The 26,599-nt window shown below is 62.9% G+C and carries 25 protein-coding genes; 17 read left to right on the plus strand and 8 right to left on the minus strand.

All coding sequences use genetic code 11. The features are described 5' to 3' along the window. Positions 1 to 16 precede the first annotated feature (16 nt). The 6 genes from API01S_RS23700 to API01S_RS29240 all read left to right on the plus strand — a co-directional run bounded on the left by API01S_RS23700 (position 17) and on the right by API01S_RS29240 (position 6,586). Positions 17 to 1,483 carry a DUF1254 domain-containing protein gene (locus tag API01S_RS23700; RefSeq protein ID WP_156487168.1) on the plus strand — a complete coding sequence of 489 codons (1,467 nt, stop codon included), beginning with the start codon at positions 17 to 19 and terminating at the stop codon, positions 1,481 to 1,483. Between the two features lie 86 nt (positions 1,484 to 1,569). Then, on the plus strand, positions 1,570 to 3,060 hold the full coding sequence (locus API01S_RS23705; RefSeq protein WP_061306285.1) for a DUF1254 domain-containing protein: 1,491 nt from the start codon (positions 1,570 to 1,572) through the stop codon (positions 3,058 to 3,060). An 836-nt stretch (positions 3,061 to 3,896) separates the two neighbouring features. After that, positions 3,897 to 4,544, plus strand: coding sequence for a BON domain-containing protein (locus API01S_RS23710; protein ID WP_061306286.1), 648 nt, complete (start codon positions 3,897 to 3,899; stop codon positions 4,542 to 4,544). 39 nt (positions 4,545 to 4,583) lie between these two features. Further along, positions 4,584 to 5,567, plus strand: a complete 984-nt coding sequence (locus API01S_RS23715) for a zinc-dependent alcohol dehydrogenase family protein (protein ID WP_061306287.1) — start codon at positions 4,584 to 4,586, stop codon at positions 5,565 to 5,567. Between the two features lie 34 nt (positions 5,568 to 5,601). After that, complete coding sequence (locus tag API01S_RS23720; RefSeq protein WP_061306288.1) at positions 5,602 to 6,210, plus strand: lipid-binding SYLF domain-containing protein; 609 nt, start codon at positions 5,602 to 5,604, stop codon at positions 6,208 to 6,210. Positions 6,211 to 6,430: 220 nt separating this feature from the next. Next, positions 6,431 to 6,586 carry a hypothetical protein gene (locus tag API01S_RS29240; protein WP_156329983.1) on the plus strand — a complete coding sequence of 52 codons (156 nt, stop codon included), beginning with the start codon at positions 6,431 to 6,433 and terminating at the stop codon, positions 6,584 to 6,586. 67 nt (positions 6,587 to 6,653) lie between these two features. Here API01S_RS29240 and API01S_RS23725 read toward each other — a convergent pair whose 3' ends face one another. From API01S_RS23725 to API01S_RS23735, 3 genes are all read right to left on the minus strand, one after another. After that, the gene (locus API01S_RS23725) at positions 6,654 to 6,884 is read right to left on the minus strand and encodes a hypothetical protein (protein WP_050730715.1); all 231 of its coding nucleotides are present in this window, start codon (positions 6,882 to 6,884) and stop codon (positions 6,654 to 6,656) included. Further along, the gene (locus API01S_RS23730; RefSeq protein WP_084802493.1) at positions 6,881 to 7,546 is read right to left on the minus strand and encodes a nitroreductase family protein; all 666 of its coding nucleotides are present in this window, start codon (positions 7,544 to 7,546) and stop codon (positions 6,881 to 6,883) included. The genes API01S_RS23725 and API01S_RS23730 overlap by 4 nt, the downstream gene beginning before the upstream one ends. A 132-nt stretch (positions 7,547 to 7,678) precedes the next feature. Then, positions 7,679 to 8,503, minus strand: a complete 825-nt coding sequence (locus API01S_RS23735; protein WP_061306289.1) for a TauD/TfdA dioxygenase family protein — start codon at positions 8,501 to 8,503, stop codon at positions 7,679 to 7,681. 112 nt (positions 8,504 to 8,615) lie between these two features. On the opposite strand from API01S_RS23735, the gene API01S_RS23740 reads away from it, so the two are divergent. The 4 genes from API01S_RS23740 (at position 8,616) to API01S_RS23755 (ending at position 12,245) form a co-directional block, all read left to right on the plus strand. Further along, positions 8,616 to 9,515: a LysR family transcriptional regulator gene (locus API01S_RS23740; RefSeq protein WP_050730717.1), complete on the plus strand. Its 900-nt coding sequence runs from the start codon at positions 8,616 to 8,618 to the stop codon at positions 9,513 to 9,515. A 217-nt stretch (positions 9,516 to 9,732) separates the two neighbouring features. Then, positions 9,733 to 10,725 carry a Bug family tripartite tricarboxylate transporter substrate binding protein gene (locus API01S_RS23745; protein WP_061306290.1) on the plus strand — a complete coding sequence of 331 codons (993 nt, stop codon included), beginning with the start codon at positions 9,733 to 9,735 and terminating at the stop codon, positions 10,723 to 10,725. A 3-nt stretch (positions 10,726 to 10,728) separates the two neighbouring features. Beyond that, complete coding sequence (locus API01S_RS23750) at positions 10,729 to 11,460, plus strand: SDR family oxidoreductase (protein ID WP_050730718.1); 732 nt, start codon at positions 10,729 to 10,731, stop codon at positions 11,458 to 11,460. 26 nt (positions 11,461 to 11,486) lie between these two features. Further along, positions 11,487 to 12,245: an SDR family oxidoreductase gene (locus API01S_RS23755; RefSeq protein WP_050730794.1), complete on the plus strand. Its 759-nt coding sequence runs from the start codon at positions 11,487 to 11,489 to the stop codon at positions 12,243 to 12,245. A gap of 442 nt (positions 12,246 to 12,687) precedes the next feature. Here API01S_RS23755 and API01S_RS23760 read toward each other — a convergent pair whose 3' ends face one another. After that, on the minus strand, positions 12,688 to 13,578 hold the full coding sequence (locus API01S_RS23760; RefSeq protein WP_050730719.1) for a LysR substrate-binding domain-containing protein: 891 nt from the start codon (positions 13,576 to 13,578) through the stop codon (positions 12,688 to 12,690). A 117-nt stretch (positions 13,579 to 13,695) separates the two neighbouring features. On the opposite strand from API01S_RS23760, the gene API01S_RS23765 reads away from it, so the two are divergent. The 6 genes from API01S_RS23765 to API01S_RS23790 all read left to right on the plus strand — a co-directional run bounded on the left by API01S_RS23765 (position 13,696) and on the right by API01S_RS23790 (position 21,004). Next, the gene (locus tag API01S_RS23765) at positions 13,696 to 14,577 is read left to right on the plus strand and encodes an alpha/beta hydrolase family protein (protein WP_050730720.1); all 882 of its coding nucleotides are present in this window, start codon (positions 13,696 to 13,698) and stop codon (positions 14,575 to 14,577) included. Positions 14,578 to 14,638: 61 nt separating this feature from the next. After that, a complete protein-coding gene (locus tag API01S_RS23770) occupies positions 14,639 to 16,216 on the plus strand; it encodes an ABC transporter substrate-binding protein (protein ID WP_061306291.1) in 1,578 nt (525 codons plus the stop codon). A 7-nt stretch (positions 16,217 to 16,223) separates the two neighbouring features. After that, positions 16,224 to 17,165: an ABC transporter permease gene (locus API01S_RS23775; protein WP_061306292.1), complete on the plus strand. Its 942-nt coding sequence runs from the start codon at positions 16,224 to 16,226 to the stop codon at positions 17,163 to 17,165. Continuing rightward, entirely contained in the window at positions 17,162 to 18,019 is an 858-nt protein-coding gene (locus API01S_RS23780) for an ABC transporter permease (RefSeq protein WP_061306293.1), read from the plus strand. Before API01S_RS23775 ends, API01S_RS23780 begins: the two co-directional genes overlap by 4 nt. Before the next feature lie 2 nt (positions 18,020 to 18,021). Continuing rightward, positions 18,022 to 19,653 carry an ABC transporter ATP-binding protein gene (locus API01S_RS23785; protein WP_061306294.1) on the plus strand — a complete coding sequence of 544 codons (1,632 nt, stop codon included), beginning with the start codon at positions 18,022 to 18,024 and terminating at the stop codon, positions 19,651 to 19,653. 34 nt (positions 19,654 to 19,687) lie between these two features. Beyond that, positions 19,688 to 21,004 carry an omega-aminotransferase AptA gene (locus API01S_RS23790; RefSeq protein ID WP_061306422.1) on the plus strand — a complete coding sequence of 439 codons (1,317 nt, stop codon included), beginning with the start codon at positions 19,688 to 19,690 and terminating at the stop codon, positions 21,002 to 21,004. 81 nt (positions 21,005 to 21,085) lie between these two features. Here the strand turns inward: API01S_RS23790 and API01S_RS23795 are convergent, their stop codons facing one another. After that, the gene (locus API01S_RS23795) at positions 21,086 to 22,708 is read right to left on the minus strand and encodes a methyl-accepting chemotaxis protein (protein WP_061306295.1); all 1,623 of its coding nucleotides are present in this window, start codon (positions 22,706 to 22,708) and stop codon (positions 21,086 to 21,088) included. 342 nt (positions 22,709 to 23,050) lie between these two features. Here API01S_RS23795 and API01S_RS23800 point away from each other — a divergent pair, with 342 nt between their 5' ends. Beyond that, positions 23,051 to 23,341 (plus strand): hypothetical protein, encoded by a 291-nt coding sequence (locus tag API01S_RS23800; protein WP_061306296.1) that lies wholly within the window; start codon positions 23,051 to 23,053, stop codon positions 23,339 to 23,341. A 113-nt stretch (positions 23,342 to 23,454) separates the two neighbouring features. Here API01S_RS23800 and API01S_RS23805 read toward each other — a convergent pair whose 3' ends face one another. The 3 genes from API01S_RS23805 to API01S_RS23815 are packed head-to-tail and all read right to left on the minus strand — an operon-like array spanning position 23,455 to position 26,577. Then, entirely contained in the window at positions 23,455 to 24,225 is a 771-nt protein-coding gene (locus API01S_RS23805) for an enoyl-CoA hydratase/isomerase family protein (protein ID WP_061306297.1), read from the minus strand. A 10-nt stretch (positions 24,226 to 24,235) separates the two neighbouring features. Next, on the minus strand, positions 24,236 to 25,384 hold the full coding sequence (locus tag API01S_RS23810; RefSeq protein WP_061306298.1) for a type 2 periplasmic-binding domain-containing protein: 1,149 nt from the start codon (positions 25,382 to 25,384) through the stop codon (positions 24,236 to 24,238). Further along, a complete protein-coding gene (locus API01S_RS23815) occupies positions 25,381 to 26,577 on the minus strand; it encodes a CaiB/BaiF CoA transferase family protein (RefSeq protein WP_061306299.1) in 1,197 nt (398 codons plus the stop codon). Before API01S_RS23815 ends, API01S_RS23810 begins: the two co-directional genes overlap by 4 nt. Positions 26,578 to 26,599 lie beyond the last annotated feature (22 nt).

Raw genomic sequence — 26,599 nt, forward strand, 5'->3', positions numbered from 1 at the left:
TTCAAGGAGCGCAAGGATGAAGCATAGGTTCGCAGTCGTGGCTTCTTTCGGTTTGTTGTTTGCGACAGGTACTGCCCCCGTTTTCAGCGCTTCCCCGCAGCAAGGAGAACGCCCCGCTCTTACGATGCCAGCCCCCGGCATCGTCATGCACCCGGAATATGCCAAGACCATTGGCCGAATGGCGTACGTATGGGGGTGGCCGATGGTGAACATGCTCAATCGCAACGAGCGGATCATCAAGGCGCCTCGTCCGGGGCTACTGGGAGGCGTCCTGCCTGTCGCGCCGCGCGGGCAAGTCGGCATGCTTCACGACTACATACTGCCCGCAGAAACTTTCGTCACGTGCCCGAACCAGGACGTCGTGTACGGTCTGGGCTTCTTTTCGCTCGACGAAGAACCCGTGATTGCGCAAGTGCCCGATTTCGGTGACCGCTTCTGGGTGTACGCGCTTTACGACCAGCGCACCAACCAGTTTGGCGAGCTTGGCAAGCCATACAAGAGCAAGCCCGGCTTCTATCTGCTGGTGGGGCCGAACTGGAAGGGGAAGAAGCCGGCCGGCGTGCAGGCGATCATACGCAGCCCGACGGCCTTGGCCAATGCCATCCCGCGCATCTTCATGGACGACACGACCGAGGACCGCCAGGCCATCCAGAAAAAGATCAACCAAGTGGTCTTCTATCCGTTGAAGGACTTCGACGGCAAGATGAAAACGATCGACTGGAAGAACACCGCCGAGATCCCGAATCCCTCCCCCGACAGCGCAAGCGCTGGAGAAACGCGTTGGGTTGTTCCAGAACAGTTTTTCGACCAGTTCAGCAAGGTGCTGGAAATGGTGCCCCCGCTGCCTGGGGAAGAAGCGATGTACGCGCAGTTCAGATCGGTGATGGACGCCGCGGCCAAGGATCCGGCAATCAAGGATGCGCTGGTGCAGGTGGCCAAGGAAACGGAGGAACAGGTCATTGCGCCGTTCTTCCAGTGGAAGCATAACGGCGCGGCAGCCGGCAACAATTGGAACCGGTCGGTCAACAACGCTCAGACAGGACTGGACTACTTCAATCGCACGGGCACGGCCAAGTCGAACATGTTCGACAACCGGCCGACTGAAACCCAGTACTTCTATACCGACTTCGACTCTGCCGGAACACTCCTGGATGGCAGCCAGCGCTACGAAGTCCGCTTCGAGCCCGGCCAGTTGCCGCCCGTCAAAGGCTTTTGGTCCCTCACGCTCTACAACAAGCATCATCTGTTCAGTCCAAACGACCTCAAGCGCTTCTCGCTGGGCACCAAGAACAAGGATCTGGTGCGCGGAACGGACGGCTCCGTGACGATCTATGTTGGGCCGACTTCCCCGGGCAAGGACAAGGAGGCTAACTGGCTGCCTTCTCCTGCGGAACCCATTTCGCTGTATATCCGCGCCTATTGGGGCGAAAAGGGCATTCTGGACGGAAGCTGGAAGCCTCCTGTCGTCAAGAAGGTCCAGTGATTGCCCGGCGTTCGTGAAGCGACGGTGTGCGCCAGCGCTGCTTGAGGCGTTGGCGCTACGGTCGCGCCATTTCCAGGAGTCGATTCATGCCCGTGTCGCCGAAGATCCCTCTGAGGGTCAGCCTGCTGCTGGCCCTGCTCGCCCCATTGAGCCCTGCGTTCGCGCAGTCTCAGGCGCCCATGTCACCGCTGATCCAGCAACTGAATAACGGCAACTGGCTGGACCCCAAAGAGGCCGAGAGCTTGCGGGACGAGCTTTACTATCAGCGCGCTATCCATGCCTATATGACCATGCTGCCGGCGCTGAACGTCATCGGCATGCGTGACGGTTCCGAGAGAGAATTTGGCGCCGGCTACAACGTGCTTCCCATCTGGAAGCAGCGCATGGATTCGCGGGCGATGGTGCCCACACCGAATGCTGACGTTATCTATTCGATGAGCTATCTGGATCTGAAAAAGACCGGGCCGCTCGTGGTCAACGCGCCGCCTAATGTCATAGGCATGTTCACCGACTTCTTCCAGCGCACCATCACGGACGTGGGCGCCGTGGGGCCGGACCGCGCCCGAGGCGGGCTCTATCTGCTGCTGCCTCCGGACTACGCGGGGCATGTGCCAAGCAGCTACTTCGCATTCAAGTCGCCGACGTACAACGTCTTCCTGTTTTTCCGTACGGTCATGGCCAAGGGCGAAGGCAAGCCCGATCCAAGACCTGCCGTGTTGAGCGCCGAGACCACGCGGGTCTATCCTTTGTGGGCGACGGAAAAAGACATCAAACCGATGAGTTTTCCGGATGCGAGCGGCAAGCCGATCAACATGATGTATCCCATCGACAATACGTATTGGACCAAGCTGAAGGAGTTCGTGGACTACGAGCCGGTAGAGGCCATCGATCCTGAACTGCGCGGCGTGCTGGCGTCGATCGGCATTATCAAGGGCCAGCCCTTCAACCCTACCGCGCGCCAGAATGAACTGCTGAAAAAGGCCGTGGAAACCGCGCCGAAAATGATCCTGGCGAATCGGCAGTTGGGGCGCGAGGACAAACGTAATCTGTACTACAAGGATCGCTTCTACGAAAACACCTGGGCCGGGGGAACGGCGGAATGGATGCAGGATAGCTACCTGGACGTCAGCCAGCGCGCCAATTTCTTCCAGTTCGCCTATTCCTCAGCGCCGGCGATGGTGATGCATACCACCGGGGCCGGCTCCAAATATCCTTTCACCGCGCGAGACAAGGACGGCAATTTCCTGGAAGGCAGCCATACCTATAAGTTGCGCTTGCCGCCCAATCCCCCCGCAGCGCTGTTCTGGGCCGTCACCGCCTACAACATCACCGACGGCACCATGCCGGAAACCAAGCAATTGCTGCCGTCGACGAATAGCTATTACGACATTCCCAAGCAGCCCGATGGCTCCGTAGAAATCTGGTTCGGGCCTGAAAAGCCGGATGGCATCGCCGACAGCGCTTTCATCCAGACAATTCCCGCTCGACATTTCCTTGTCGCGCTGCGCTTGTATGGCGCGCAAGACGCCTTCTATGACCAGACGTGGAAGCCGGACGACGTCGTCAAGGTCAACTGACGCCCAGCTGCGGCCCTCGACGATCATGCGCGCCGGGAGGTGAAGCGCCGTGACATCCAGGAAGAACTGCGCCGGTTGTTGAACCGGGCAGTTCAACAGATCTGCACTACAGTTCTTCCGACTCCTTCTTTTTCTGCTTGTCCTTTTTTTCTCCATCGTAGTGAGACTTGATGGCGAAAAACATGCCGGTGCCCAACACGAGGATCTTGAACGTACCGAAGACTACAGGGACCCAAAAATTCATCATTTCCTCAAAATGCTGCGTCTAGCAGCGTCATTTACTACTCGTGGGCCTGGCAAAGAAACACGAACGAGAGCCATGAGGGCCACGAAAAACTCAGCGCCGCAAGCGCTGTCAGCCGTTGCCGTAGATAGAACCCGAAGGCCTTTTCCCATGCCTTGATCCAGTGGCTGCCAAACGAAAAGGCAGCGCTGAAACAGGCTTGGGAGTGGGCGCCATACTCCCTGCGAACTGTTGGATTCTAACGCCAAGATTCAGGTCCCAATCTGCTCCGTTCGGGCGACCGTATCAGATGCGCCGGTACGCTTGCGCCGCGCATGATCGCTTCGGCGCTGCTTCCCGGCGCCAGGCGGCTTGCGCCCTGGCAGTCAAGATTCACACACGCTGAATCCCCGAAGTGGCGACGCGCGGGATGTGTCACCGCGTGCGGCAGCGGCCCCGATTTACGTTGACTTAAGTCAACGTGCGGGCGCGGGCAACGCGCAGGATGAATATGGGTCGTCGATAGACGCGCTCGGAACGTCCGGGCGGGCGGTTGCTGGTCGTTGGTATCGAGCCGGCCGCCCATCCACGACACAGCTTCAAGGAGAAGATCATGAGCGATGCCGCGCTGCGGGAAAGAGTGCTGAGTGCGCTGGCGTTTGAGCCCAGCATCGATGAGCTGCACATCGGTGTGTCGGTAGAAGATGGCGTTGTGACCCTGACCGGCCACGTCGGCACCTACGCGCAAAAGCTGGCGGCCGAAGACACCGTTCAGCGGGTCAAGGGGGTGCGAGGGATTGCCCAGGAGATCGAGGTGCGAGCCGCGGCCGACAAGCAACTTGCCGACGACCAGATCGCCGCGCGCGCGTTGAGCATCATGGCGTGGGACGCGACGATCCCGGATGGAAACGTGCAGGTGAAGGTGCAACACGGATGGGTGACGTTGAGCGGCACGGTGGATTGGTTCTATCAACGCGAAGCGGCCGCGAGCGCGGTCCATAAGTTGTCGGGCGTGATGGGCGTTTCCAATTTGATCAACGTGGCGCCGACCGTGCAGGCGGGCGACATCAAGCGCAAGATCGAAGCGGCCCTGCAGCGCAGCGCGCAAATCGAGGCAGGCCGCATAGCGGTCAGCGTGCATGGCACCACGGTCGTCCTGGATGGCAGCGTCAATAGCTGGGTTGAACGCGGCGCCGCCGAGCGCGCGGCGTGGACGGTGCCTGGGGTCATCGACGTCCAGGACCGCCTGGTGGTCGCATAGCGCCCGGGGCCGGCACATTCAGCGAACGGAGCAGACGCCGTGAGAGCGATGTCGCAACGGGCCGCGGGCGAGCCCCTCGTCATGGAGCGGCGCCCCACGCCCACGCCGGCCAGCGGCGAAGTCCGAATAAGGGTTCAGGCGTGCGCGGTCTGCCGAACGGATTTGCACGTGGTGGATGGCGAACTGCCCGACCTGCGGTATCCCGTCATCCCGGGCCATGAAGTGATAGGCGTGATTGAAGAAGCTGGCGCCTCGGTCGACCCCGGTATGGTCGGCAAGCGCGTCGGCGCGGCGTGGCTGGCGAAGACTTGCGGGCAATGCGCCTATTGCCTGTCGGGGCGCGAGAACCTGTGCGATCGGGCCGAGTTCACGGGATACACGCGTGACGGCGGATTCGCGTCTCACTTGCTCGCCGACGCCCGCTACGTGTATTCGGTGCCCGAGGACCTCAGCGCCCCGGAAATCGCGCCGTGGATGTGCGCGGGCCTGATCGGGTGGCGCGCTTTGCAGGCGGCGGGGCCAGCGGAACGTATCGGCATTTACGGATTCGGCTCTGCCGCGCAGGCGGTTGCGCAGATTTGCAGCTGGCAGCACCGGCGCGTCTACGCCTTTACCCGAGTGGCAGACACGGCGGCCCAACAGCATGCCAGGGCGCTGGGCGTCGAGTGGGCAGGCGATAGCACGAGCGCGCCCCCCGAATTGCTGGACGCCGCCGTGATCTTCGCGCCGGTGGGCGAACTCGTCCCTCTTGCGCTCAAGGCCGTACGCAAGGGGGGATGCGTGGTGTGCGGAGGCATCCACATGTCGGATATTCCGGCGTTTCCCTATCGTCTGCTTTGGGGCGAGCGCCGGCTCGTGTCCGTGGCCAATCTGACCCGCGCCGATGGGCACGCGTTCATGGATATCGCCGTCGCGGCGAATGTGCGCTGCGATGTCCGTCCTTATCCGCTTGAGCAGGCGAACCAGGCGCTGGACGATCTGCGTCAAGGCCGGCTTCAGGCAACGGCCGTGTTGATCCCTTGAAACCGGCTACAGCATTCCTGATCGGAGAGGCGAGATGAAGACGCGCATTGTTGTCATGTGGCTGCAACTGCTGCTGGCTGCGCTGCCGCTTGGCGCGGCAATTGGCCAGGGCGCGGACGTGCCGACCGCGGTGTCGCCGACGATGCTCAAGCAGGTCGACTATGAGGCCGAAACGACGCTGTTGCGGCTGTATCGGCAGTCGCCAAAGGCCCAGGCGCTGGTCGGTCGTTCATTCGGCGTTCTGGTGGTGCCCGCCTTGCATGCCGATGGCGGCATTCTGGGCGTAGCGTACGGGCGCGGTGTATTGATCGACGCCGTGGGAGACCGCAGTTACTACAACTTCATCGCCAGCCCACCGGGCTCGGTGCTGGGGCTGGACGGCAAGGCCCTGATTCTGTTTTTCACGGCTTATGAATCGCTGCGCGCATTCGAGGCAGCGCCTGGGTGGGTGGAAGGGGAGAACGGAAGCATCCAGATCCTCGATGACACCTTCATGGCCAGTCAACGCAGCACGGCGATCCAGCCGATTGCGGGTTTCATCCTGGCGGAAGAGGGGCTGGCGGGCGGGCTGTCGCTCAAAGGCAGCCTGTTCATCAAGGTGCCGATCTATCTGTGCGCGGCGGACGCGGCCTCTTGCCGCTGACGTCGGGTTGGGCCCGGCTGAAGGCGCGCGGTATGCAACGTCGTCGGCGGCGCGACACATTGCGGATACGCGTCCGGCGCATTGCGCTGCCACGCCTTCCCCCGAGCACCGCATCCACACGATTTTGATGGATTCGTGATTTTTATCAACGAGGCCTTGCGGCGCAGGTTCAAGATGAAAATCATCGCCGAGCCTATCGGCCGACTTCCCGGAGTTCAACATGGAACAGCCCTCGAAAGCCCCCCCAGTCGCCCCCAAAAAAGAGCGCGCCCATCAGAAAGAGGACGCGGTGCAACAGCAGCGCAAGGCTGAGTCGGCCGAGTTGCTGGGCAGGCACAAGAACAGCGGTCAGAAGGATCACAAGGGCGCGCGCTGAGTGGCTTGAGGCGGCACGCGTTTCAGCGCGGTGTCGCGGTCAGCACACTGCGCCCGGCGCGCCAGGGCTAGCTGTTCTGGCGTCTTCGCGTCCTGACGATCGTTCCATCGGGAAGCTGGTAGGTGCCTGTCCCGATCTGGTCGACCACCTGGCCGTCAGGCAGACAACAATAGAAAAACGTGCCGTCAGGCGCCAGCTCCGGATGAAACTGACTCCGTCGTTCTATCCGGTAGGTGCGCCCGTCCGGCGCGATGGCGATGATGGCAATGGGCCGTCTGAGGTCCGAGGGATCGATCACGGGGATTTTCCTTGAGAATCAGGAGGCTTCTCATCGCTGAAGCCGACGGTCTGGGCAAACGTCACGAAGTCGGTATCGGGCAGGTGCAGCGCGCGGGCGAGCCCGTCCTTGTCCAATGCGCCGCGAAAAACCGTGGCCAGGCCCGCCGACGCGCAGAAGAGGTAGACGTTCTGACCGATGAACGCGGCATCGACCGACGCGTAGAGTCGTCGTTCGATGGCGGTGATGTCGGCCATCTTTTCGCCGCGCGCGACGTAGACCAGTTCCAGCGGCGCGCGGCCCACGAAATCCTGCTCTCCGGCCAGGGCGCGAAAATCGCCCTTCATGTAGGGCGTCAATGCGTGCTCCACCGGGTCGTACACCGTGACGCCGTCAGGTTGCAGCACAAAGACGCTTAGCAAGATGCGATGGCGCCAATAGGGCGCGGTGCGCTCGCCGCCCGCTCGATTCACGCCGCAGGCGGCCCATAAAAGATCCGATAGTTGTTGCAGCGACAACGGCGCGTCCGAGTACGCCCGGGTCGAGCGGCGCAACGTCAACGCCGCCCGAAGCGACATGCCGCCGTCGGTGCAAGACGGCGGCAAGCGATACGCGGCCGGACTGCCGCCGGCATCGCCTCGCGGACCAGCATGAGGGCCTGCGTCAGGGGAGATAGCTGTCATGATGCTGTTCCCGTATTTCACAACCAGGGAACAGTGTGCGCCGACCCCCAGGGGGGAAATTGATGCAAGTCAATATTCAGACTGGAACCGGTACGGGTCGGTAAACACTACGGATGGCGGACCGACAAACCATCATCTCGGCTTGCACCCCTGCACCGTGATCCGATGCATTTCCCGGCGCTGGCCAGGATAGTCGTTGATGGCGTAATGCATGGTGCAGCGGTTGTCCCAGAACGCCATCGAGCCTTTCTGCCAGCGGAAGCGGCAGGTGTTCTCCGGCTTGCTGCTGTGCTCGTACAGGAAGTTGAGCAGGGGTAGGCTCTCTTCGCGTGACATGCCCTCGAACGCGTAGGTGAAGGGACGATTGACAAAGAGGAGCTTGCGGCCGGTTTCCTCGTGCGTGCGCACGACGGGATGCAGGACGTGGCTGACGCTTGCCGTCTCCAGCAGCTTGGTCGAGCGCGTGGCGTTGCGCGCGGCGGTGTTGCCGGTCAGGAATTCGTTCGTGTGCACGGCGCGCATGCCTTCGAGCATTTGCTTCATGCTGTCGGACAAGGTGTCATAGGCGCGGTACAGGTTGCACCACAAGGTATCGCCGCCAACCGACGGAACCTGCCGCGCATAAAGAACGGATCCCATGGGCGGCGTGTCCTGATAGGTCTCGTCCGTGTGCCACGTGTCGCCGATGATATTCAGGTCCGTCGGTTCCTTGATGACCGGCATGATCTGCGGGTGCGAGTCCAGGGTCTTGTAGACGGGGCTGGAGCTGATTTCGCCGAACTGGCGCACGAACGCGATGTGTTCCTCCATCGTCAGTTCCTGCTCGCGAAAGAAGATGACGCAGTTATCCAGCAGGCACTGACGCACCTGGGCGAGCACGTCCTTGGGTAAAGGCTTGGCGACATTGACGCCGAATATTTCCGCGCCGATGGTGCCGGTAAGTTTGCGAATTTCCATAATTATCTCCGTCCCTGTTGCCCTGGATCGGGCAGGTCGGGGCAGTATAATTATTTGCAATTTCAAGAGTCTAATACTGTTTTAGCCACCCATTTATAGGTTTATAAGATAAATGTTGGACGTGAAAAGACTGCGTTATTTCGTGGCGGTGGCAGAGGAACAGCACTTCAGCCGCGCGGCGGAACGGCTCGGCATCAGCCAGCCGCCCTTGAGTGAACATGTGCATGCCCTGGAGCGCGAGTTGGGGGTCTCCTTGTTCAACCGCACGACGCGCAGCGTGTCCCTGACCGAAGATGGCTTGAATTTCCTGCCGCACGCGCGGCGCATCCTGTCCGACATCGACCAATGCGGCGAGGTGATACGCGATGCCCGGCGCCGCAATATGCATACCCTGCGCATCGGCATCCTCCACGCCCATGCCTACACATTCCTGCCGCGCCTGCTCGCAGAATGGAGCGATACGCACAAGGACGTGCGGCTCACGCTGGTGGAGCACGCCACGCAGGACCAGACCGCCGTGGTGTCGGCGGGCACGGTGGACCTGGCGTTTGTCCGAGAGCCGGTTCACGATGCGGACCTGACCGTTACGCGGGTTTTCTCCGAGCCGTATTACATCGCGCTGCCGCAGCGCTGGCCAACAAACGCGCCAGACAAGGTGTCCATCGCCGAGCTGCAAGACCGCGCCATGATCGGCTTTCCAAGCCATCACGCCAGCAGCAGTACCCGGGCGCTGTTTCGAGACATGCTGATCAAGCACAAGGTCAAGACCTCCGACTTTTTGCAGGTCAGAACCATGCACGCCGCGCTCGCCCTGGTGGCGGCGGGGCAGGGGTTCTCGCCCGTGCCGCAGTCGCAGTCCAGGCTGGCGCTGTACGGCGTGAAGTATCTGCCGATGGCGGAGACGCCGCCGCAACTGTCCGTGGGAATCGCGCGCAGCCACAATTCCAAAAAGCCGCTGGTGCGATCCTTCGTCGATTTCTGTGTCGCCTATTTCGAGCGCGGCGGCTGGTGATCCGGGCGGGTTCCCGGCTTCCCTGATTGATAGGAAAAACATGGGTAATCGCGCCTGATAATCGTATTAAATGGCCGTGATTCCTATGATAAATTTTGCCGAACTCGACGGCGAGTTCAGCCGTGGCGATCCTGGTCCCGCCTTAAAAAAACGACAAGAACCGACCGCCGCGAGCCTATACATCAGCACCCTGAGAAGGTGCCGGAGGAGACCCCACATGAAAAAATCATCCTTGATGCTCAAAGCGACGTCGACGCTCGCGGCCAGCTTCTGTATCGCGGCGCACGCGCAGGCCGAAAGCGCCGACAGCTGGCCCAAGTCACCCATTACGTGGGTGGTCGGATACGCCGCCGGCGGCACGACCGACGTGGTCGCGCGCGTGGTCGCCAAGAAGACCTCCGAGATCCTCGGCCAGCCCATCATCGTGAGTAACCGGCCGGGCGCGAACAGCAATATCGGCGCGACCGTGGTCAAGCGCGAAAACCCCAATGGCTATTCCTACTACGTGGGCAGCGCGGCCAATGCCATCAATCGCACCTTGTACAAGGACGTCGGCTACGACATCTCGACCGACTTTGCATCGGTCGCCCTGTTCGGCATCGTTCCCAACCTGCTGGTCGTCAACCCGCAACTGCCCATCAAGAGCGTCAAGGACTACATCGCCTACGCCAAGGCCAATCCCGGCAAGCTGACGTGCGGATCGTCGGGCACCGGCTCAACGACCCACCTGTCGTGCGAACTCTTTCAGATGGAATCGGGCACCAAGATGCTGCATGTGCCGTTCAATGGCAGCGGTCCCGCGATGACGGCATTGCTCGGCGGGCAGGTGGATTCCGTGTTCGACAACATGCCTACGGTTAAACCGAACGTCGACGCGGGCAAGTTGCGCGCGCTGGGCGTCACGACCAGTACGCGCTGGCCGTCGGCGCCCGACATCCCCACGCTGAGCGAGTCGGGCGTGCCGGGATTCGCCGTCAATGCGTGGTTCGGGCTGTTCGCGCCTGCGGCGACGGACCCGGCTATCGTCGAGAAGATGAACAAGGCGATCAACGCGGCTTTGGCGGACAGCGCCACGCGTGAGCTTCTGGTCAGCCGCGGCCTGGGGATCCCGCCCGCGCCGAACCCGCCCGCCGCCTTTGCCGACCTGGTGAAAACCGATGTGAAGAAGTGGGCGAACGTCGTCCAGACTCTGAACCTGAAGGCGGACTGAGCCATGGCGTCGTCTAAAAAGCGGACGATATTGATCACTGGCGCAAGCCGTGGCATCGGAATGGCCCTGGCCGAACGTGCCCACCGGGACGGCCACACCGTCGTCGGTGTGGCGCGCTCGGAGCCAGAGGGGGCCTTTCCCGGCGCGTTCTTTCGTGCCGACCTGGGCGATGCGGCGTCGACTAGCGACGCACTGGAACGGATCTGCAAAGAGTTCGAGATCGACAGCCTGGTAAACAACGCCGGCTTGACGACATCGTCCACGGTGCAGGAGACCTCGGTCCAAGAGCTGGAGCGCATCCTCGCGATCAATGTGCGTGCACCGTTGCAGTGTGTGCAGGCATGCCTACCCTCGATGATTCGGTCGGGGCAGGGCGCCATCGTCAATATTGCAAGCCGTGCAGCGCTCGGCATGCCGCGCCGTTCGGCGTACTCGGCAGCCAAGAGCGGGTTGATCGGCTACACGCGCACCTGGGCGCTGGAACTGGGCATGCACGGCATCACGGTCAACGCCGTCGCGCCTGGGCCGGTAGCCACGGATCTCTACCGTCGCAACAACCCCATGTCGGACGCGGAACAGCAGGCGCTGCTCGCGCGCATTCCCGTTCGGCGGCTAGGGCGTCCCGAGGACATCGCGGGCACGATTGCGTACTTCCTGTCGGACGACGCCCGTTTCGTGACAGGGCAGGTGTTGTACGTCTGCGGCGGATTGTCGATTGGCGCTGCGCCGATTTGAAACGTCTTGGGATAGGAAAGGGGATGATGCGGAGCAAACGAAACGTTGCGCTGGTGACGGGCGCGTCGGGCCAGATCGGCCAGGCAATCTGCCACCGGCTGGGGCAAGACGGATTTCGCGTTGTGCTGGTCGATGTCAGCGACGCCGTCCATGCCACGGCCCAGCGGCTGGCCGGGATGTCGATTCCGGCGCGGGCCGTGCAGCTGGATATCACCGATCGCGCGGCGGTCGATACGCTTGCTCTACAGGTGGGCGATTGGTGGCAGGACCTGTCGGTGCTGGTGAATAACGCCGGCGTCTCGCCCAAGACCAACGGGCGCAAGCGCTTGGTGTCCGAGATGCCGCTTGAAGAATGGAACCGCGTGTTGGCGGTCAACCTGACCGGCATGTTTCTGGTCACGCAGGCCTGCCTCCAGACCATGGTTCAAGGCGACTGGGGGCGCATCGTCATGATTGCCAGCCAGGCCGCGCGCACGCGCACCGTCGTTCCGGGCGCGCACTATCAGGCCACCAAGGCGGGCACGGTGGGTTTCGCTCGCGTGCTTGCCGCCGAGGTTGCGCCGCACGGGATTACGGTCAATTGCGTTGCGCCGGGACGGGTCGAATCGGACATGACCGCCATGGTGGACCCCGGCACCAACAGCGCGCTCGCAAACGCGATTCCCGCTGGTCGCATGGGTACGCCGCAAGAGGTGGCCGGCGCCGTTGCTTACTTTGTGTCCGAGCAGGCGGCGTACTCGACCGGCGCGATCCTGGATGTGAATGGCGGCAGTTTCATGCCGTAGGCGGGAGGGTGGCTCGGGGTGTGTGCGTGCTTGAGGGGGAGCGGCGGCGATGCAGATTTGAATCCCTGGAATCAAATCCGCACGCTTACTGCGCCGCCTCCGCGAGTATCCATTCCATGAACAGGCGCACTTCAGAGCGATCCGCGGCGCTCGGCCGAGTCACTGCGTAGTAGGCGAATCCTGCTGGCCCGATGCTCGTGAAGCAATTCGGACGAAGCCACGGGAATCAAAACGGCGCCAGGACGTCGCAAACGTGGCGACCGCACTGATCGTCAACGTCCTTCTCCCTTTGCTCGCTTCCAAAGCCTCTACGGCCTGGTCTCGGCTTCGCCGGGGTGTGGGTACGCGACGTGCTTTTGTTTGATCCGCCTTTTTTTGGGGAGGCTGCCAGGCGCCCGGCAGATTATTGCGCGAGGTTCATGCGCCGTATTCATCGCACGCTTCAGGCAGAGCCGCGCGAGTCGAACGCAACACGCAACAACCTATTGATCTCGCCCGTCAGATGACGTTTGCGGCCTTGTTCGATAATGCTGATGCTGCGGAACTCCTGGGGTCCTGGCAACGGCAACACTTTCAAGGCCGGGTCTTCATTCCAATAGACGTTTTGCAGCCAGGGCACCAGGCTGACACCGACTTGCTGGCGCACCAGCGCCGCAATGCCAAGAATCGAGTTCAGCTCCAATATCTCCTGCGGTTTGACGCGCAGGCGGTGCAGGACCCGGGCGGCTTTGGAACCGGTGGCCGTGTTGCGGTCGTAGCGGATATAGGGTTGCGTGGCCAGCAACTGCGTGACGTCCGGTGTTCTTGCATAGGCTTCGGCGCTGGCCAGCAAGATCAGGGGTTCGTCATACAAGCGCGAGCAGGTCAGCCCTTTGAAGTCCTGCCGGGGCGACTTCACCACCACGGCCGCATCCAGTTCGCCCGCCAGCAGCAGTGGCGCCAATTCATCCGAGCGGGCGCTGGTCAGCTTGACCGACACCTTGGGATGAATGGCTTTCAACTGCACCAGGCAATTGGCCAGCAGGCCCATGGCGGAAATGATGCCTCCGACGGTGATCTCGCCTTCCATGCGCAAGTCGCGATCGGGGTCTTCCAGCATCGCTTCGTAATCGGCCACCAGCCGTTTGGCGCGCGGCAATAGCAACAGGCCTGCCTGGCTCAGACTCGTCTGCCGATGGTTGCGCTGGAACAGCGCGCGGCCCATGTCGTCTTCCAGCGCGCGCATTTGCTGGCCGACGGCGGCGCTGGTCAACGCGACCCGATCGGCCGCGGCCGCAAAGCTGCCTTGCTCGGCCACAGCGATAAACGTTTTGAGAAAACGGATGCTGCTCATGTCGGATCCGAAAGGCTTAGGTAAAGATTTACTTTACCCTAATTAAAATTAAATTAGATTTTCTTTGCTTTGGCGCTGACGGATACTGCGGATCTTTCTCATTGAATGGTTTAGACCATGAGCACCGCTACCCCGGATTTGCAGGCTGAACTGCAGGCGCGTCAAACCGCGCGACGTCTCTACGATCAAGGCCCGACGACCGTCTATTCGCATGCCGGCGACAAGCGATTTTCCTATTGCCTGTACGTGCCGGAGTCCATCGAAGATGCGACGCGGCCCGTGGACCTGGTGGTCGTCGTGCATGGTTCGAATCGTGCGATGGAGACCTATCGCAACAGCTTCTCCGAGTTTGGCCGCTGGAACGACTGCGTCATTCTTGCGCCCTTGTTTCCGGTCGGCGTACAGGGCGATGGCAACGGCGATGGCTACAAACAGATCCTCGAAGGCGATATCCGCTACGACCAGATCCTGCTGGACATGGTCGCGGACGTCGGCAGGAAGTACGGCCGCAACTTCGACAAATTTGCGCTCTTCGGCTACTCGGGCGGTGGCCAGTTCACCAACCGATTCTGCTATCTGCATCCTGAACGCCTGTGGGCCGCGTCGATCGGCGCGCCGGGTTCCGTCACGCTGCTGGATACGGAGCGCAAGTGGTGGGTGGGCGTGTCCGATATGGACGCGCGGTTTGGCAAGGCGCTGAACCTTGACGCCTTGCGTCAGGTGCCCATTCATATGGTCGTGGGCGCAGCCGATCTCGAAACCTGGGAGATCACCCATCGTCCCGGCGGCAAGCACTACATGGAAGGCGCCAACGACGCTGGCCGCACCCGGCCCGAGCGGCTGGAGCGGCTGCGCGCCAGCTTTGAAGCGGCCGGTGTGAACGCCAGGCTGGATCAGATTCCAAACGTGCCCCACATGGGGATCAAAGTCATGCCTGCCGCGCAGAAGTTCTTCGCGGCGGTGTTGCGCGAACGGCGGGCTCGCCAAGTGCAGCAATAAGCACAAGCGGCATGGCCGGCATCTGGCCACGCCGCCCACCCCTATGAAGGAGGAGTACTTCATGCGCAACACTGTAAAGGCCGCCCTGAGCTACGGCGCGCTGGCGCTGGCCCTGGCGACAACTGGCGTTCACGCTGCCGAACCATCACGCATCCAGGTCGGCATCAGCGGCGATATCCGTAGTACGGACCCCGGTGTGAACCGAGACGAAAACACCGACGCAGTCGTCATGCACATGGTGGAAGGCCTGGTGGCCTACCGCGAGGACGCAACCGTGGGCCCAATGCTGGCCGAGTCGGTCAACGTGTCTGACGACGGACGCAGCTATCGCTTCACCTTGCGTGAGGGGGTGCGCTTTCACAATGGTGCGCCGCTGACCGCCGCCGAAGTCTTGTGGACCTGGCGCCGTTACCTCGATCCCAATACGCATTGGCGCTGTCTGGGCGACTTCGATGGACGTGGCTTGCTCAAGGTGCAGGACATCAGCAGTCCGGACCCGATGACCGTGGTCTTCACGCTGGAGCAGCCCAATGCCTTGTTTCTGGCGACGATGGCCAGAACCGATTGCGGCGGCACGGGCATACTGCATCCGGACTCGCTGACGCCCGAAGGCGCGTGGCGTTCACCGGTGGGCACCGGCCCGTTCAAGCTGGGGCAATGGCAACGCGGGCAGTATGTCGAGCTGCAACGCTTTGCCGACTACGCCGCGCGTCCCGAGGCAAAACCTGACGGCTATACCGGCAACAAGGCGGCGCTGGTGGACCAGGTGCGCTTTGTCGTGATTCCCGACAACGCAACGGCCAAGGCCGCGCTGATGGCGCGCGGCGTCGATCTGCTGCCCGACGTCACGGCCACCGACGCGGCCGACTTGAAGCAGTCCAAGGGTTTGACCATCCAGGTCAGCCCGGCGATGTCCATCAACGGCCTGTTGTTCCAGACTCGCGACCCTTTGCTCAAAGATGTGCGCATCCGCCGAGCCATTGCGCTGTCGCTGGACTACGGCCAAATGGTGGCCACGCTGTCCAGCGGCCTGTCCAAGGTCAACAACTCGGCCGTGCCCAGCAGCAGCACCTACTACGACGCGGCCACGGCCAAGGGCTACAGCACCGATCTGACCGAAGCCCGCGCCTTGCTGAACGCGGCCGGCTATCGTGGTCAGCCGATCAAGATGATCGTGAACAAGCGCTATCCGCAGATGTTCGATATGGGCATTCTGAGCCAGGCGATGTTGGCGGCCGTGGGCATCAACATCCAGATGGAAACGCTGGAGTGGGGCACGCAGCTTGAGCGCTACCAAAGCGGCAACTATCAGATGATGGCGTTCTCGTATTCGCCGCGGTTCGATCCGGCGTTGAGTTTCGAGCAGGTGCTGGGCGACAAGTCCAAGGAAGCCCGCAAGGTCTGGGATAACGCGGACGCCATCGGCATACTGCATCAGGCCATGCGCGAAGCCGAACCGGCCAAGCGCCAGGCGCTGTTCGATCAGTTGCATGGCATGCTGATCAACGACGTGCCCATGGTCATCATCTATAACGGGACCGCCATCGGCGCCTTCCGCGATGATGTTCAAGGCTATCGAACCTGGCCGATTTCCAAGCCGCGCCTGTGGGGCGTGTCTTTGGCGCCGACCGCGAAGTAGGCCCGTCATGTTGCGATTCTTCCTTCAGCGTGTGGGCATGGCGCTGCCCACGTTACTGCTGATCTCGATCATGGTGTTCGGCCTGATCCGCTTCATCCCCGGCGACCCTGCCTTGCTGATGCTGGGGGATATGGCGGACTCGCAAAGCCTGGCCGACATGCGCAAGACCCTGGGCTTGGATCACTCATTTGCGACCCAGTACCTGATATGGATCCGGGCGGTGTTGAGCGGCGACTTCGGCTTTTCCATCAGCAGCAGCCAGCCGGTGCTGGACCTGCTTGTCGAGCGTTTCAGCGTTAGCGCCGTCATGGTCCTGATCTCGGTGGGCCTGGCGGTGCTGCTGGCCGTTCCCGTGGGCCTGTACGCGGCCTGGAAGCAGAACAGCCTGATGGATCTGGGCCTGGTCGCCAGCGCCACCTTGCTGCTGTCGATTCCCGCTTTCTGGCTGGGCTTGTTGCTGCTGTATTTCTTCGGCATGAAGCTGGGGTGGCTGCCTATCGTCGGCTACGTCAGTGTCAGCGCAGATCCGTTGCACGGCCTGAGCTATCTGGTCCTGCCGGTGGTGACGCTGACGCTGGTGGAGTTTGGCTCCATCGCCCGCATGGCGCGCGCCAGCACGATCGAGGTCTTGCGGCTGGAATACATCGCCCACGCCCGCGCCAAAGGCCTGTCGGAAACGGCCGTGCTGTGGCGCCATGCGCTGCGCAACGCCTTTGCGCCGACCTGGACGCTGGTGGGCCTGATCCTGGGCAATCTGCTGGGCGGTATTGCCGTGCTGGAAACCGTCTTCACCCTGCCGGGCATCGGCCGGCTCATGGTGGATTCGATTTTTGCCCGCGACTATCCCGTCTTGCAGGGGTGCCTTTTGTTGATCACCAGCATCTATGTGGTGGTGAATTTGGTCGTTGACCTGCTGTATCCGGTCTTTGATCCTAGGGTGAAACTATGAATGGCAACGCCATCTCTTTGCCGGCTGCGCCGGTGTGGCGGCGCAGCCTGCCGGCGCTCAATGCCTTGATTGGCGGCGGCCTGTTGCTGGGGCTGGTCGCGCTGGCTCTGCTGGGCCTGGTGTGGACGCCTTATGACCCGCTCAAGCTCAATCTGAGCCTGCGGCTTCAACCGCCCGGCGCGCTGCATTGGCTGGGCACGGACGAATTCGGCCGTGACGTCCTGAGCCGGCTGATCATCGGCGCGTCGACCAGCTTGTGGATCAGCCTCTTGTCCGTGGCGGTGGCCCTGGTATGCGGCACGCTGATCGGCATGCTGGCCGGTTACCTGCGCGGCTGGACCGACCGGATCCTGATGATGTTCAACGACGCGCTGCTGGCCTTTCCCGGCATTTTGCTGGCGCTGGGCATCATGGCCGTCCTGGGCGCAAGCCAGTACAGCATCGTGCTGGCGCTGGGCATGGCGTATACGCCGTCGGTGGTTCGAGTGGTGCGCGGCAGTGTGCTGTCGCTGCGCGAGCGCGAGTTCATCGAGGCGTCCCGAGTCATCGGCAATTCCGAGCTGTACACGATGTTCCGCCACATCGTTCCCAACTGCCTGGCGCCCTTGTGCGTGTTGGCTACCAGCATGTTCGGCTGGGCCTTGCTGTCCGAAAGCGCACTGAGCTTTCTGGGCCTGGGCGTGCCGCCGCCCGCTGCCACCTGGGGCAGCATGCTGGCGGCCAGCCGTCCTTACATCGCATCGGCCGCGTGGCTGGGCGTGTTTCCCGGCGTGCTGATCAGCGTGGCGTTGCTGGGTATCAATCTGTTTGGCGATGCGTTGCGCGATCACCTCGATCCGCGCATGAGGAAATGAGCATGATCGAGAAAGCGCCTCTATTGTCTGTAAAGCATTTGAAGATCCGCGCCGGCGTGGATGGCCCGATGGCCGTGAACGACGTCAGTTTCGAGCTGGCGCCAGGCGAGATCCTGGCGCTGGTGGGAGAGTCGGGCAGCGGCAAGACCATGGCCGCCCGCTCGGTCATCGGCCTGTTGCCCGCACCCATGCAGGTCGCGGGCGGCAGCATCAGCTTCAAAGGCCAGGTGCTGGACACGCGCAACGCGCGCGCCCTGCGCCGAGTTCGCGGGGCCGAGATCGGCATGGTGTTCCAGGAGCCCATGGTGTCGCTCAACCCGGCGCTGACCATCGGCCGGCAAATGAGCGAAGCGCTCAAGCTGCATACCCGGCTTGGCGCGGCTGAGATCCGCCAGCGTTGTCTGACCATGCTGGAGCGCATCGGCATCAAGGATCCGGTGCGCTGCCTGACCGCCTATCCGCACGAATTCTCGGGCGGCATGCGCCAGCGCATCATGCTGGCGTCCGTCATGCTGCTGCGTCCAGCGCTGTTGATCGCGGATGAACCCACCACGGCGCTGGATTGCCTGGCGCAGTTGGATGTCATCGAACTGATGCTGGAACTGACGCGCGAGCAGGGCACGGCTGTGTTGTTCATCAGTCATGACCTGTCACTGGTGGCGCGCTATGCGCATAAGGTTGTGGTCATGCGCAATGGGCAGGCGGTGGAGCAGGGGCCGACGGCCTCGATCCTGCTGAACCCGCAAGCCGAGTACACCCGCCAGTTGCTTGAGGCGCTGCCGCGCCGGGGTGTCTTGCCGCCTTTGCCCCAGGCAGACACCCCGCTGGTCGAGGTCAAGGGCGTATGCATCGAATACCCCGGACAGCGCAGCTTCTGGCGGCGCAGCGCTGCCTATCGCGTGGTGCGCAGCGTGGACCTGAGCATCGCGCCGGGTGAAACGCTGGCGCTGGTCGGGGGCAGCGGTTCCGGCAAGACCACGCTGGGGCGCGCGGTGGCCGGCTTGGTCAAACCCTGCGCGGGAAGCATCGAGTTCGAAGGCGTGGACCTGATCAAGTCCGTCAACCGCAGCGCGCGCCTGCAATGCCAGATGATCTTTCAGGACCCGTATTCCTCGTTGGATCCGCGCATGCGAATCGGGCAGATCCTGGCCGAACCCCTGCGGCATAGCGATGACCTGAACGACGCGCAGCGGCGGACGCGGGTAGCGGAAACGCTGAACGATGTCGGCCTGAATCCGTCGTTCAGAGACCGCTTTCCGCATCAACTGTCTGGCGGCCAGCGTCAGCGCGTGGCCATTGGCCGTGCGCTGGTGCGACGGCCGAAGATGGTCATTGCCGACGAACCGATCTCGGCGCTGGACATGACCATCCAGAAGCAGATTCTGGATCTGTTCGAGCGCTTGCAGAAGCAATACGGATTTGCCTGCCTGTTCATCTCGCACGATCTGGCCGCCGTCGAACGGATTGCGCATCGCGTGGCGGTGATGAACCAGGGCGAAATTGTCGAGATCGCCGGACGCGACGCCCTGTTCGACAAACCGCAACACCCTTACACGCGCCAATTGCTGGCCGCAGCCAGCCCGCTGGAAAAGTTGGCTGATGGTGGCTATCGCGTCCGCGCGGCCCAAGCCTGAGCCGGCCCCCGTTTCAAACATCAAAGGAAATTCCATGACCGACGCCAGCACCGTTTCCCATGCCTTCTGGGCGCCTTTCACCCCCATGCGGCAGTTTCAGCAGCAACCCATGATGTTCGAAAGCGCCGAAGGCATGTACTACCGCACGCCCGACGGCCGCAAGATCCTGGACGCCATGGCCGGCCTGTGGTGCGTCAATGCCGGCCACGGCCAGCCCAGCATTGTGCAGGCCATTCAAGAGGCTGCGGCGCGCCTGGACTTCGTGTCCTCGTTCAAGATGAGCCATCCGGCCGCGCAAGCCATGTCGGATGCCTTGATTGCCTTGGCGCCCGAGGGCATGACCAACGTGTTCTTCACCAACTCCGGCTCCGAAGCCGTCGACACCGCATTGAAGATCGCGCGTGCCTATCATCAGGCTCGTGGCGACAGCCGCCGCACCAAGTTCATCGGCCGCGCCAAGGGCTATCACGGCATGGGCTTTGGCGGCCTGTCCGTCTCGGGTATCGGCCGCCAGAAACGCGACTTCGGGCCGCTGCTGGGCGAGGTCAGCCATTTGCCGCTGCCGTATGACGCCAGCATGCGCTTTAGCGCCGGCCAGCCGGAGCAGGGCGCCAGCTATGCCGAAGCGCTTGCGCAGTTGCTGGACATCCAGGACCCGGGCACGGTTGCCGCCGTCATTGTCGAGCCGGTCACGGGCTCGGGCGGCGTCTATCCGCCGCCGGTCGGTTATCTGCAACGCTTGCGCGAGCTGTGCACGCAGCATGGCGTGCTGCTGATCTTTGATGAAGTGATCACCGGCTTCGGGCGAGTGGGCGGCAATTTCGCCGCGCAGGTCTTTGGCGTCACGCCCGACTTGATGACCGTGGCCAAGGGGCTGACCAACGGCGCGGTGCCCATGGGCGGGGTCATCGTCAGCAGCGACGTTTATCAGGCCTTCATGGCCGGCCCGCCGCAAGCGGTGGAACTGATGCACGGCTACACCTATTCCGCCCACCCGCTGGCGTGCGCGGCCGGGCTGGCCACGCTGCGTTTGCATCAGGAACTGGGCATCAACGCCATGGTGCAAGAGATCAGTCCCTTCTGGCAGTCCCAGGCACTGGCGCTCAAAGGCCTGCCGCATGTTAATGATGTGCGCAGCATCGGGCTGTTGTGCGCCGTGGATGTAGCGCCTCGCGCCGGCGCGGCCGGTATGCGAGGCGCGGACGTCGCCCGCTATTGCTTTGAGCACGGCGTGCTGGTGCGTGCGTCCGGCGACATGATCGTCATTTCGCCGCCGCTGATCGTCAGCCAGGCTCAGGTCGAACAGATCTTTGAATGCTTGCGGCAGGCGCTACTTGTTGATGGCATATGACCAGGCCGGTTTAGGACGAGGAACACCAGCACCGCGCGGCGCACACGCAATGGCTCACCTCGGAGCCATTGCGTCGGATGATCAGGTCAACATCAGCGCGCCGCGCTCGTGCGTCGGGGCGCCAACTTCCACGCGCCGTGCGCCATCCTCGCCCAGGCGGAACACGCCGACCGCTCTCACCAAGGCATGCGCCTGGTCCTGCATCGAGCCCGCCGCCGCAGCAGCTTCTTCGACCAGCGCGGCATTCTGCTGGGTCACTTCGTCCATCTGCGACACCGCGCGGTTGACCTGCTCGATACCCGCAGCCTGTTCTTGCGATGCCGCGGCGATCTCGCCCATGATGTCTGTCACGCGCTTCACGGATGCGACCACGTCCTGCATCGTCGCGCCTGCGTTTTCCGCGTGGTTACTGCCTTCGGCCACCTTGCCGGCCGACCCTTCGATCAACGCCTTGACCTCACGCGCGGCCTGCGCGCTGCGTTGCGCCAACGACCGCACCTCGCCCGCGACCACCGCAAAGCCCTTGCCCTGCTCGCCCGCCCTGGCCGCTTCGACAGCGGCGTTCGGCGCCAGGATATTGGTCTGGAACGCGATCCCATCAATGACCGAAACAATCTCGGAAATCTGACGCGAACTGGCGGAGATATCCGCCATCGTGCTCACCACCGCCGACACGACCGCGCCGCCCCGGTGGGCAATTTCGGAAGCGCTTGCCGCCAATTGATTGGCCTGACGCGCATTGTCGGCATTTTGTTTGACGGTCGACGCCAGTTCTTCCATCGATGCGGCGGTTTCTTCCAGCGAAGCGGCCTGCTCTTCGGTCCGGCTGGACAGGTCGGTGTTGCCGGCCGCAATTTGTCCCGCAGCGCTGGATATGGTTTCCGACCCCGCTCGAATAGTCCGGACGGCGCCGGCCAGCTTGTCCTGCATATCGCGCAGCGCGCGCATCAGTCGGCCGGTTTCATCCCGAGTGTCGGCGTGGATGGGTTGGCCAAGATCGCCACGCGCCACGGTCTCCGCCACCATGACTGCTTGGGCAAGCGGCGCCGTAATCGACTTGGCCACTCTCCATGCGAATAAGCCGCCCAGCACAATCGCCAGCGCCGACAAAAGCAGATTCATCGTGCCCGCGTTGTCGATCACCTTCTGGCTGGCGACGCCGGCGTCCTGCATCTCGGCAGATTGAATCCGGGAAATCTCGATGACGCGGTTTTGCAGGGTGTCCAGCAGCGGAAGGGTTTCGTCCAGCAAGCTTTGGCGAGCGGCGTCGCGTTCACCATTCTTGAGCAGTGCGCCCACCTTCTGGAATGACGCCACATAGCGGCCGCGCACGTCTTCCAATAAGCGCAACTTCAGGCGGTCATCTTCGGTCTGGAACAACGGCCGAAGCACGTCCAGCGCCTGATCGATCACCTTCTTGTTCGCGTCGATGCGAGCAAACAGCGCGTCGGCCGCGCGGGGATCGGTATTGACGATCAGTTCGAGATTCGCGCGCGCATTGGCGCGCGTCGTCACGTCGATGGTGTTGATGGCGTTCGCTTTGGCCCAGGTCTGTAGCGTGATCGCCCGGTTGATGCCGCCGATGTGGGTCAGCTCGTACTGCGACAAGCCAGTGAGCGCCAGCAGTAGCGCGAGTACGGTGCCAAAACCCAGCGTCAGCCGGGTGCCGATGGACAGGTTGCCAAGAGAGAAGCGCGAGAACATGAATTTGTATTATGACCAAGGGAAAACCCGAGTATAGAAGTCATGACACATTAAGCAATGTTTTTGTAATGAAAGTTTGCGATTTGGCAGGTTGGGGCGAAATATGGCCCGGCTGCCTCAAGCCGCTTTGGAGATCCCCGGGAGCTCGTGAAGCGGGTGATATTTCTCGAATCGCCTGCGCAGACCTTGGAAGCCGTACGTTTTTGCCTGGGCAAGCGCCAGCGCAAGCGGCCGGCGACGGGCCGGTTCTGCGATGTCCCAAATTCGGTTTCGGGGTCATCAGTGGCCGCTGACACCAAGCAACGTAAAATGCCGGGATTCCAGCTTCCACATGCTTCCCTTATGAATCTCGATCGACTGCGTCGCGAATTTCCCGGCTTCGACATAAGCACCCTGCCGCCCCTGCCCGAAGGGTATATCGACTCGTCGAGCTACATCGATGCAGCGCCTTCGTTCGAGAACGTCGAGCGCGGCTTGAAGGTCTATATCGACTTCGCCAACTATGCCGACCGCGAATCCGGCAGGAGCCAGCGCTTCTGTGTTTCGCGCTACGACGAGGAAGAGGGCGACTACGAAGACGTCGCCCTGTCGACTAACGATTGGGCCGAAGTCGTTCGCTTCCTGACCGCCTGAATTCCCTTTCCGGGGGCGATCGATTTGCGCTCCGATCATCGGATGATCGACCCCGCGACCGCTTGACTCCCCGTGGCGTTCTTTGATGTTGACGAGATGCTGCTCGTCTTCGGTCAGCGCCGCTCGAACTTCGGCGCGCGCTTTTCTTCAAATGCCTTCCGGCCTTCCTTCGCGTCAGCGGTGGCGAAGCAGATCGCCTGTAGATCGCGCTCGTATTCCACGGCCTTCTCAAGGGGCATCGACAGCGCGGCGCGCAGATTGACGCGTGCCGTCTCGGCCGCGATAGGCGCGCGCGAGGCGATGGTGGCGGCAAGCGCTTGTGCGCGTTCGCGCAACTGCTCTTGCGGCACCACCTCGCTCACCAGGCCCCAAGCCAGCGCCTGCTCGGCGCGGATGGGATCGCCGGTCATCACCATCAGTGCGGCGTTGCTCGGGCCGATCGAATGGACAAGCTGCGCCGTCATGCCGCCGCCGCCGATCCAACCCAGCTTGATCTCGGGCGCGCCCAGGCGTGCGTTGTCGGAGGCGATGCGGATATCGCAGGCCAACGCCATTTCCAGGCCGCCGCCGAAGGTATAGCCATTGATCGCCGCCACCGTGGGCTTCTTCAACATGCGCACGCAGTCGCAGTAGTCGAGCCGATTGCGAAAATCCCAGGGCGTGGCGTAGCGGTCAAGCTCGGTAATGTCCGAGCCGGCGCAGAAGGCCTTGGGCCCCGCGCCGGTCAGGATCACCGCGCGCACCTGCGAGTCGGTGTTGCATTGCTCCACCGCTGCGATCAGCAGGTCGGCCATCTCGGGCGTCATCGCGTTCAGCTTCTCGGGACGATTGAGTTCGATGATGGCGACATGGCCATCGATACTGAGATTGACGAGTGCGCTCACGTCGAAATCCTTAGGTTGCGGTGTGTTTAGGGGCGCCGGCCAGGCTGGCCTGGAAGCGCTGCGTCAGGCCGCTCGCCAATGCGTGGGAGGATGCGCGGGCGGCGACGCCGTCACGCAGGAACTGCGAGGCCTGGGTCTGGAAGGCGATGTAGCCATCGTGCCTTGGCCGGATCGAGGCGGCTTCGAGCGTGCGGGCCGTGTTGGCATAGAAGTTGCCGCTTGCCGCATTCACGTTCGCATCGGCCCAACTGCCGCGATGGCTGGGCTGCCCTTCGTGCTGCGGGATGAAGCGGCTTTGGGTATCGGCCGCGAGCAACCACAACAGATGCGCGCGCAACTCCGGCCCCACGATGCAGCGCCGCGATATCGCAATGCCGGTGCCGCCGAGGATCGAGCCCGGCCTGCCCGCGTCGGCCTCGGGCGCGTCGCGGAACGTAAGCGGTTTCGCCACCGCGGAGGTGGCGTAGTTCACATAGCCATAGACGAGCGGGCACAGCGCGATGTCATCGCGCGAGCTCATGTGGCCAAGCAGGGCGATGGGGTTGTAAGCCAGGGCGTGCGCGGGGGTGAGCCGCGCCAATTCACTGAGCACATCGCACGCGTCGGCAAGCGTCGCATCGTCGTGCCAGGCGCCGTGCGGTCGCAGGTCGGTCTCGGGCGCGATGGCGGCCGCGATCGACAGCAGCGACAGGAATGGGTGCGGGCCGCCCCAACTGAGCGCGACCGCGCCGCTGCGTTGCGACAGCGTCAGCACCTCGCGCCAGGTGCGCGGCGCGGGGCCGTCGAGCCGATCGGCGCGCGTGGCCATGACCTGCGTGGCGGCGTCCAGCGGCAGCGCCCATTGGCGATCGGCCATGCGATAGCTGTCGTACGACAGCCCGATGCTATCCCGCGCTATCCGCGCCAGCTCGTCGGGCGCGAACACGGTGTCCAGCGCTTGCAGGCAATCGTGCGCCAGCGCCTCGCCCAGGTGGGGGTGATCCAGCACCACCAGGTCATAGCGGGCGCACAATTCGGCGATGGGCGCCGATTCGAAGCCTTCGAGCGACTGCGTGTCCCATTGCACAAGCGGCGTGTGCGCGGAGGCGGCGTGCAGGGCATTGAAGCCGCGCGGATGGTCCCAGGTCAGGCCACGGTAGGGCAGGGCGCGCTCGCTCATTCCGAGGCTCCGCGCAGCACCGCGCCCGAGGCCGCATGCGCGGCGATCTCGTCGGCGCTGAAGCCAAAATCGCGCAGCACTTCGTCGGTGTGTTGGCCGGTGAGCGGCGCGCCGCGCACCACCTGGCTTGGCGTCTTGGAAAAGCGGATCGGAAAGCCCGGTGTCTTGATCCGGCCTTCGGTCGGATGCTCGTACTCGACGAAGGTGCCGTTGTGCGCTATCTGCGGGTCTTCGACCAGATCGGCGTATCCATAGACGGGGCTGCACCAGATGCCGGCGGCATCGAGCTTGGCGAACCAGTCGGCCGTCGAGGCCTTGGCGAGCGTGTCGCGCACGAGCGCATAGATCTCGTCGCGCTTTTCCCAGCCGTCGCGTTCGCCGGCGTAGTCCGCCAGGCGCGGCTCTTCGGTCACGCGCGCCAGCACGTTCATGTCGGGCATGGCCAGCGCCAGATAGCCGTCGCTCGTTGCGAAGGTGCCATAGGGGGCGCGGATGTACACGTGGGCATGCGGCTCGGCACTGCGCACCTGCGGCTTGTGCCCCACGGTGTAGACCGAGAGTTCCTGCATCTGGATCGTGGTGATCGCATCCAGCATGTTGACCTCGACCTTCTGGCCTTCGCCGGTACGCTCGCGGTGCAGCAGTGCGGCCAGCACGCCTTCGAAGGCGCAATACGCGGTGACGGCGTCGACCACATACTGGCCCGCCGCGCGGGGCGCTTCGCCCGCACGGCCCGACGACAGCATCGCGCCCGACATCGCCTGCAACAGCAGGTCCTGGCCTGGGCGCGTGGCATAGGGGCCGTCTTCGCCGAAGCCCGACATCGATACATAGATAAGGCGCGGGTTCAGCGCCGACAGGGTCTCGTAGTCCACACCCAGACGGCCGGCGACACCCGGACGATAGTTCTGGATGAACACATCGGCCTGCGCCGCGAGCTTCTGGATGATCTCCTTGCCTCCGGCGCTTTTCAGATCGATTGCGAGCGAGCGCTTGTTGCGGTTCAACGAGAGAAAGGACACGTTGATCTTGTTGCCCGTGATGCCGCCGGCTGGCGCATGCCGCTGCCATTCGCCGGTGGGCGGCTCGATCTTGATCACGTCGGCGCCCAGGTCGCCCAGGCGCTGCGCCGCGAAAGGCCCCGCCATGGCGATGGAGCAGTCCAGAACCTTGTAGCCAGAAAGAATACTCATGCTTCTACCCTCTGCGTGCGCC

The sequence above is a fragment of the Achromobacter piechaudii NBRC 102461 genome (assembly GCF_001571245.1).
Taxonomy (GTDB): Bacteria; Pseudomonadota; Gammaproteobacteria; order Burkholderiales; family Burkholderiaceae_B; genus Achromobacter; species Achromobacter piechaudii.

Excerpts from the sequence above, each read along its gene's own strand:
- API01S_RS23700 (WP_156487168.1), top strand. The coding sequence starts at position 17 with ATGAAGCATAGGTTCGCAGTCGTGGCTTCTTTCGGTTTGTTGTTTGCG.
- API01S_RS23705 (WP_061306285.1), top strand. The coding sequence starts at position 1,570 with ATGCCCGTGTCGCCGAAGATCCCTCTGAGGGTCAGCCTGCTGCTGGCC.
- API01S_RS23710 (WP_061306286.1), top strand. The coding sequence starts at position 3,897 with ATGAGCGATGCCGCGCTGCGGGAAAGAGTGCTGAGTGCGCTGGCGTTT.
- API01S_RS23720 (WP_061306288.1), top strand. The coding sequence starts at position 5,602 with ATGAAGACGCGCATTGTTGTCATGTGGCTGCAACTGCTGCTGGCTGCG.
- API01S_RS29240 (WP_156329983.1), top strand. The coding sequence starts at position 6,431 with ATGGAACAGCCCTCGAAAGCCCCCCCAGTCGCCCCCAAAAAAGAGCGC.
- API01S_RS23730 (WP_084802493.1), bottom strand. The coding sequence starts at position 7,546 with ATGACAGCTATCTCCCCTGACGCAGGCCCTCATGCTGGTCCGCGAGGC.
- API01S_RS23735 (WP_061306289.1), bottom strand. The coding sequence starts at position 8,503 with ATGGAAATTCGCAAACTTACCGGCACCATCGGCGCGGAAATATTCGGC.
- API01S_RS23740 (WP_050730717.1), top strand. The coding sequence starts at position 8,616 with ATGTTGGACGTGAAAAGACTGCGTTATTTCGTGGCGGTGGCAGAGGAA.
- API01S_RS23745 (WP_061306290.1), top strand. The coding sequence starts at position 9,733 with ATGAAAAAATCATCCTTGATGCTCAAAGCGACGTCGACGCTCGCGGCC.
- API01S_RS23750 (WP_050730718.1), top strand. The coding sequence starts at position 10,729 with ATGGCGTCGTCTAAAAAGCGGACGATATTGATCACTGGCGCAAGCCGT.
- API01S_RS23755 (WP_050730794.1), top strand. The coding sequence starts at position 11,487 with ATGCGGAGCAAACGAAACGTTGCGCTGGTGACGGGCGCGTCGGGCCAG.
- API01S_RS23760 (WP_050730719.1), bottom strand. The coding sequence starts at position 13,578 with ATGAGCAGCATCCGTTTTCTCAAAACGTTTATCGCTGTGGCCGAGCAA.
- API01S_RS23765 (WP_050730720.1), top strand. The coding sequence starts at position 13,696 with ATGAGCACCGCTACCCCGGATTTGCAGGCTGAACTGCAGGCGCGTCAA.
- API01S_RS23770 (WP_061306291.1), top strand. The coding sequence starts at position 14,639 with ATGCGCAACACTGTAAAGGCCGCCCTGAGCTACGGCGCGCTGGCGCTG.
- API01S_RS23775 (WP_061306292.1), top strand. The coding sequence starts at position 16,224 with ATGTTGCGATTCTTCCTTCAGCGTGTGGGCATGGCGCTGCCCACGTTA.
- API01S_RS23780 (WP_061306293.1), top strand. The coding sequence starts at position 17,162 with ATGAATGGCAACGCCATCTCTTTGCCGGCTGCGCCGGTGTGGCGGCGC.
- API01S_RS23785 (WP_061306294.1), top strand. The coding sequence starts at position 18,022 with ATGATCGAGAAAGCGCCTCTATTGTCTGTAAAGCATTTGAAGATCCGC.
- API01S_RS23790 (WP_061306422.1), top strand. The coding sequence starts at position 19,688 with ATGACCGACGCCAGCACCGTTTCCCATGCCTTCTGGGCGCCTTTCACC.
- API01S_RS23795 (WP_061306295.1), bottom strand. The coding sequence starts at position 22,708 with ATGTTCTCGCGCTTCTCTCTTGGCAACCTGTCCATCGGCACCCGGCTG.
- API01S_RS23800 (WP_061306296.1), top strand. The coding sequence starts at position 23,051 with ATGAATCTCGATCGACTGCGTCGCGAATTTCCCGGCTTCGACATAAGC.
- API01S_RS23810 (WP_061306298.1), bottom strand. The coding sequence starts at position 25,384 with ATGAGCGAGCGCGCCCTGCCCTACCGTGGCCTGACCTGGGACCATCCG.
- API01S_RS23815 (WP_061306299.1), bottom strand. The coding sequence starts at position 26,577 with ATGAGTATTCTTTCTGGCTACAAGGTTCTGGACTGCTCCATCGCCATG.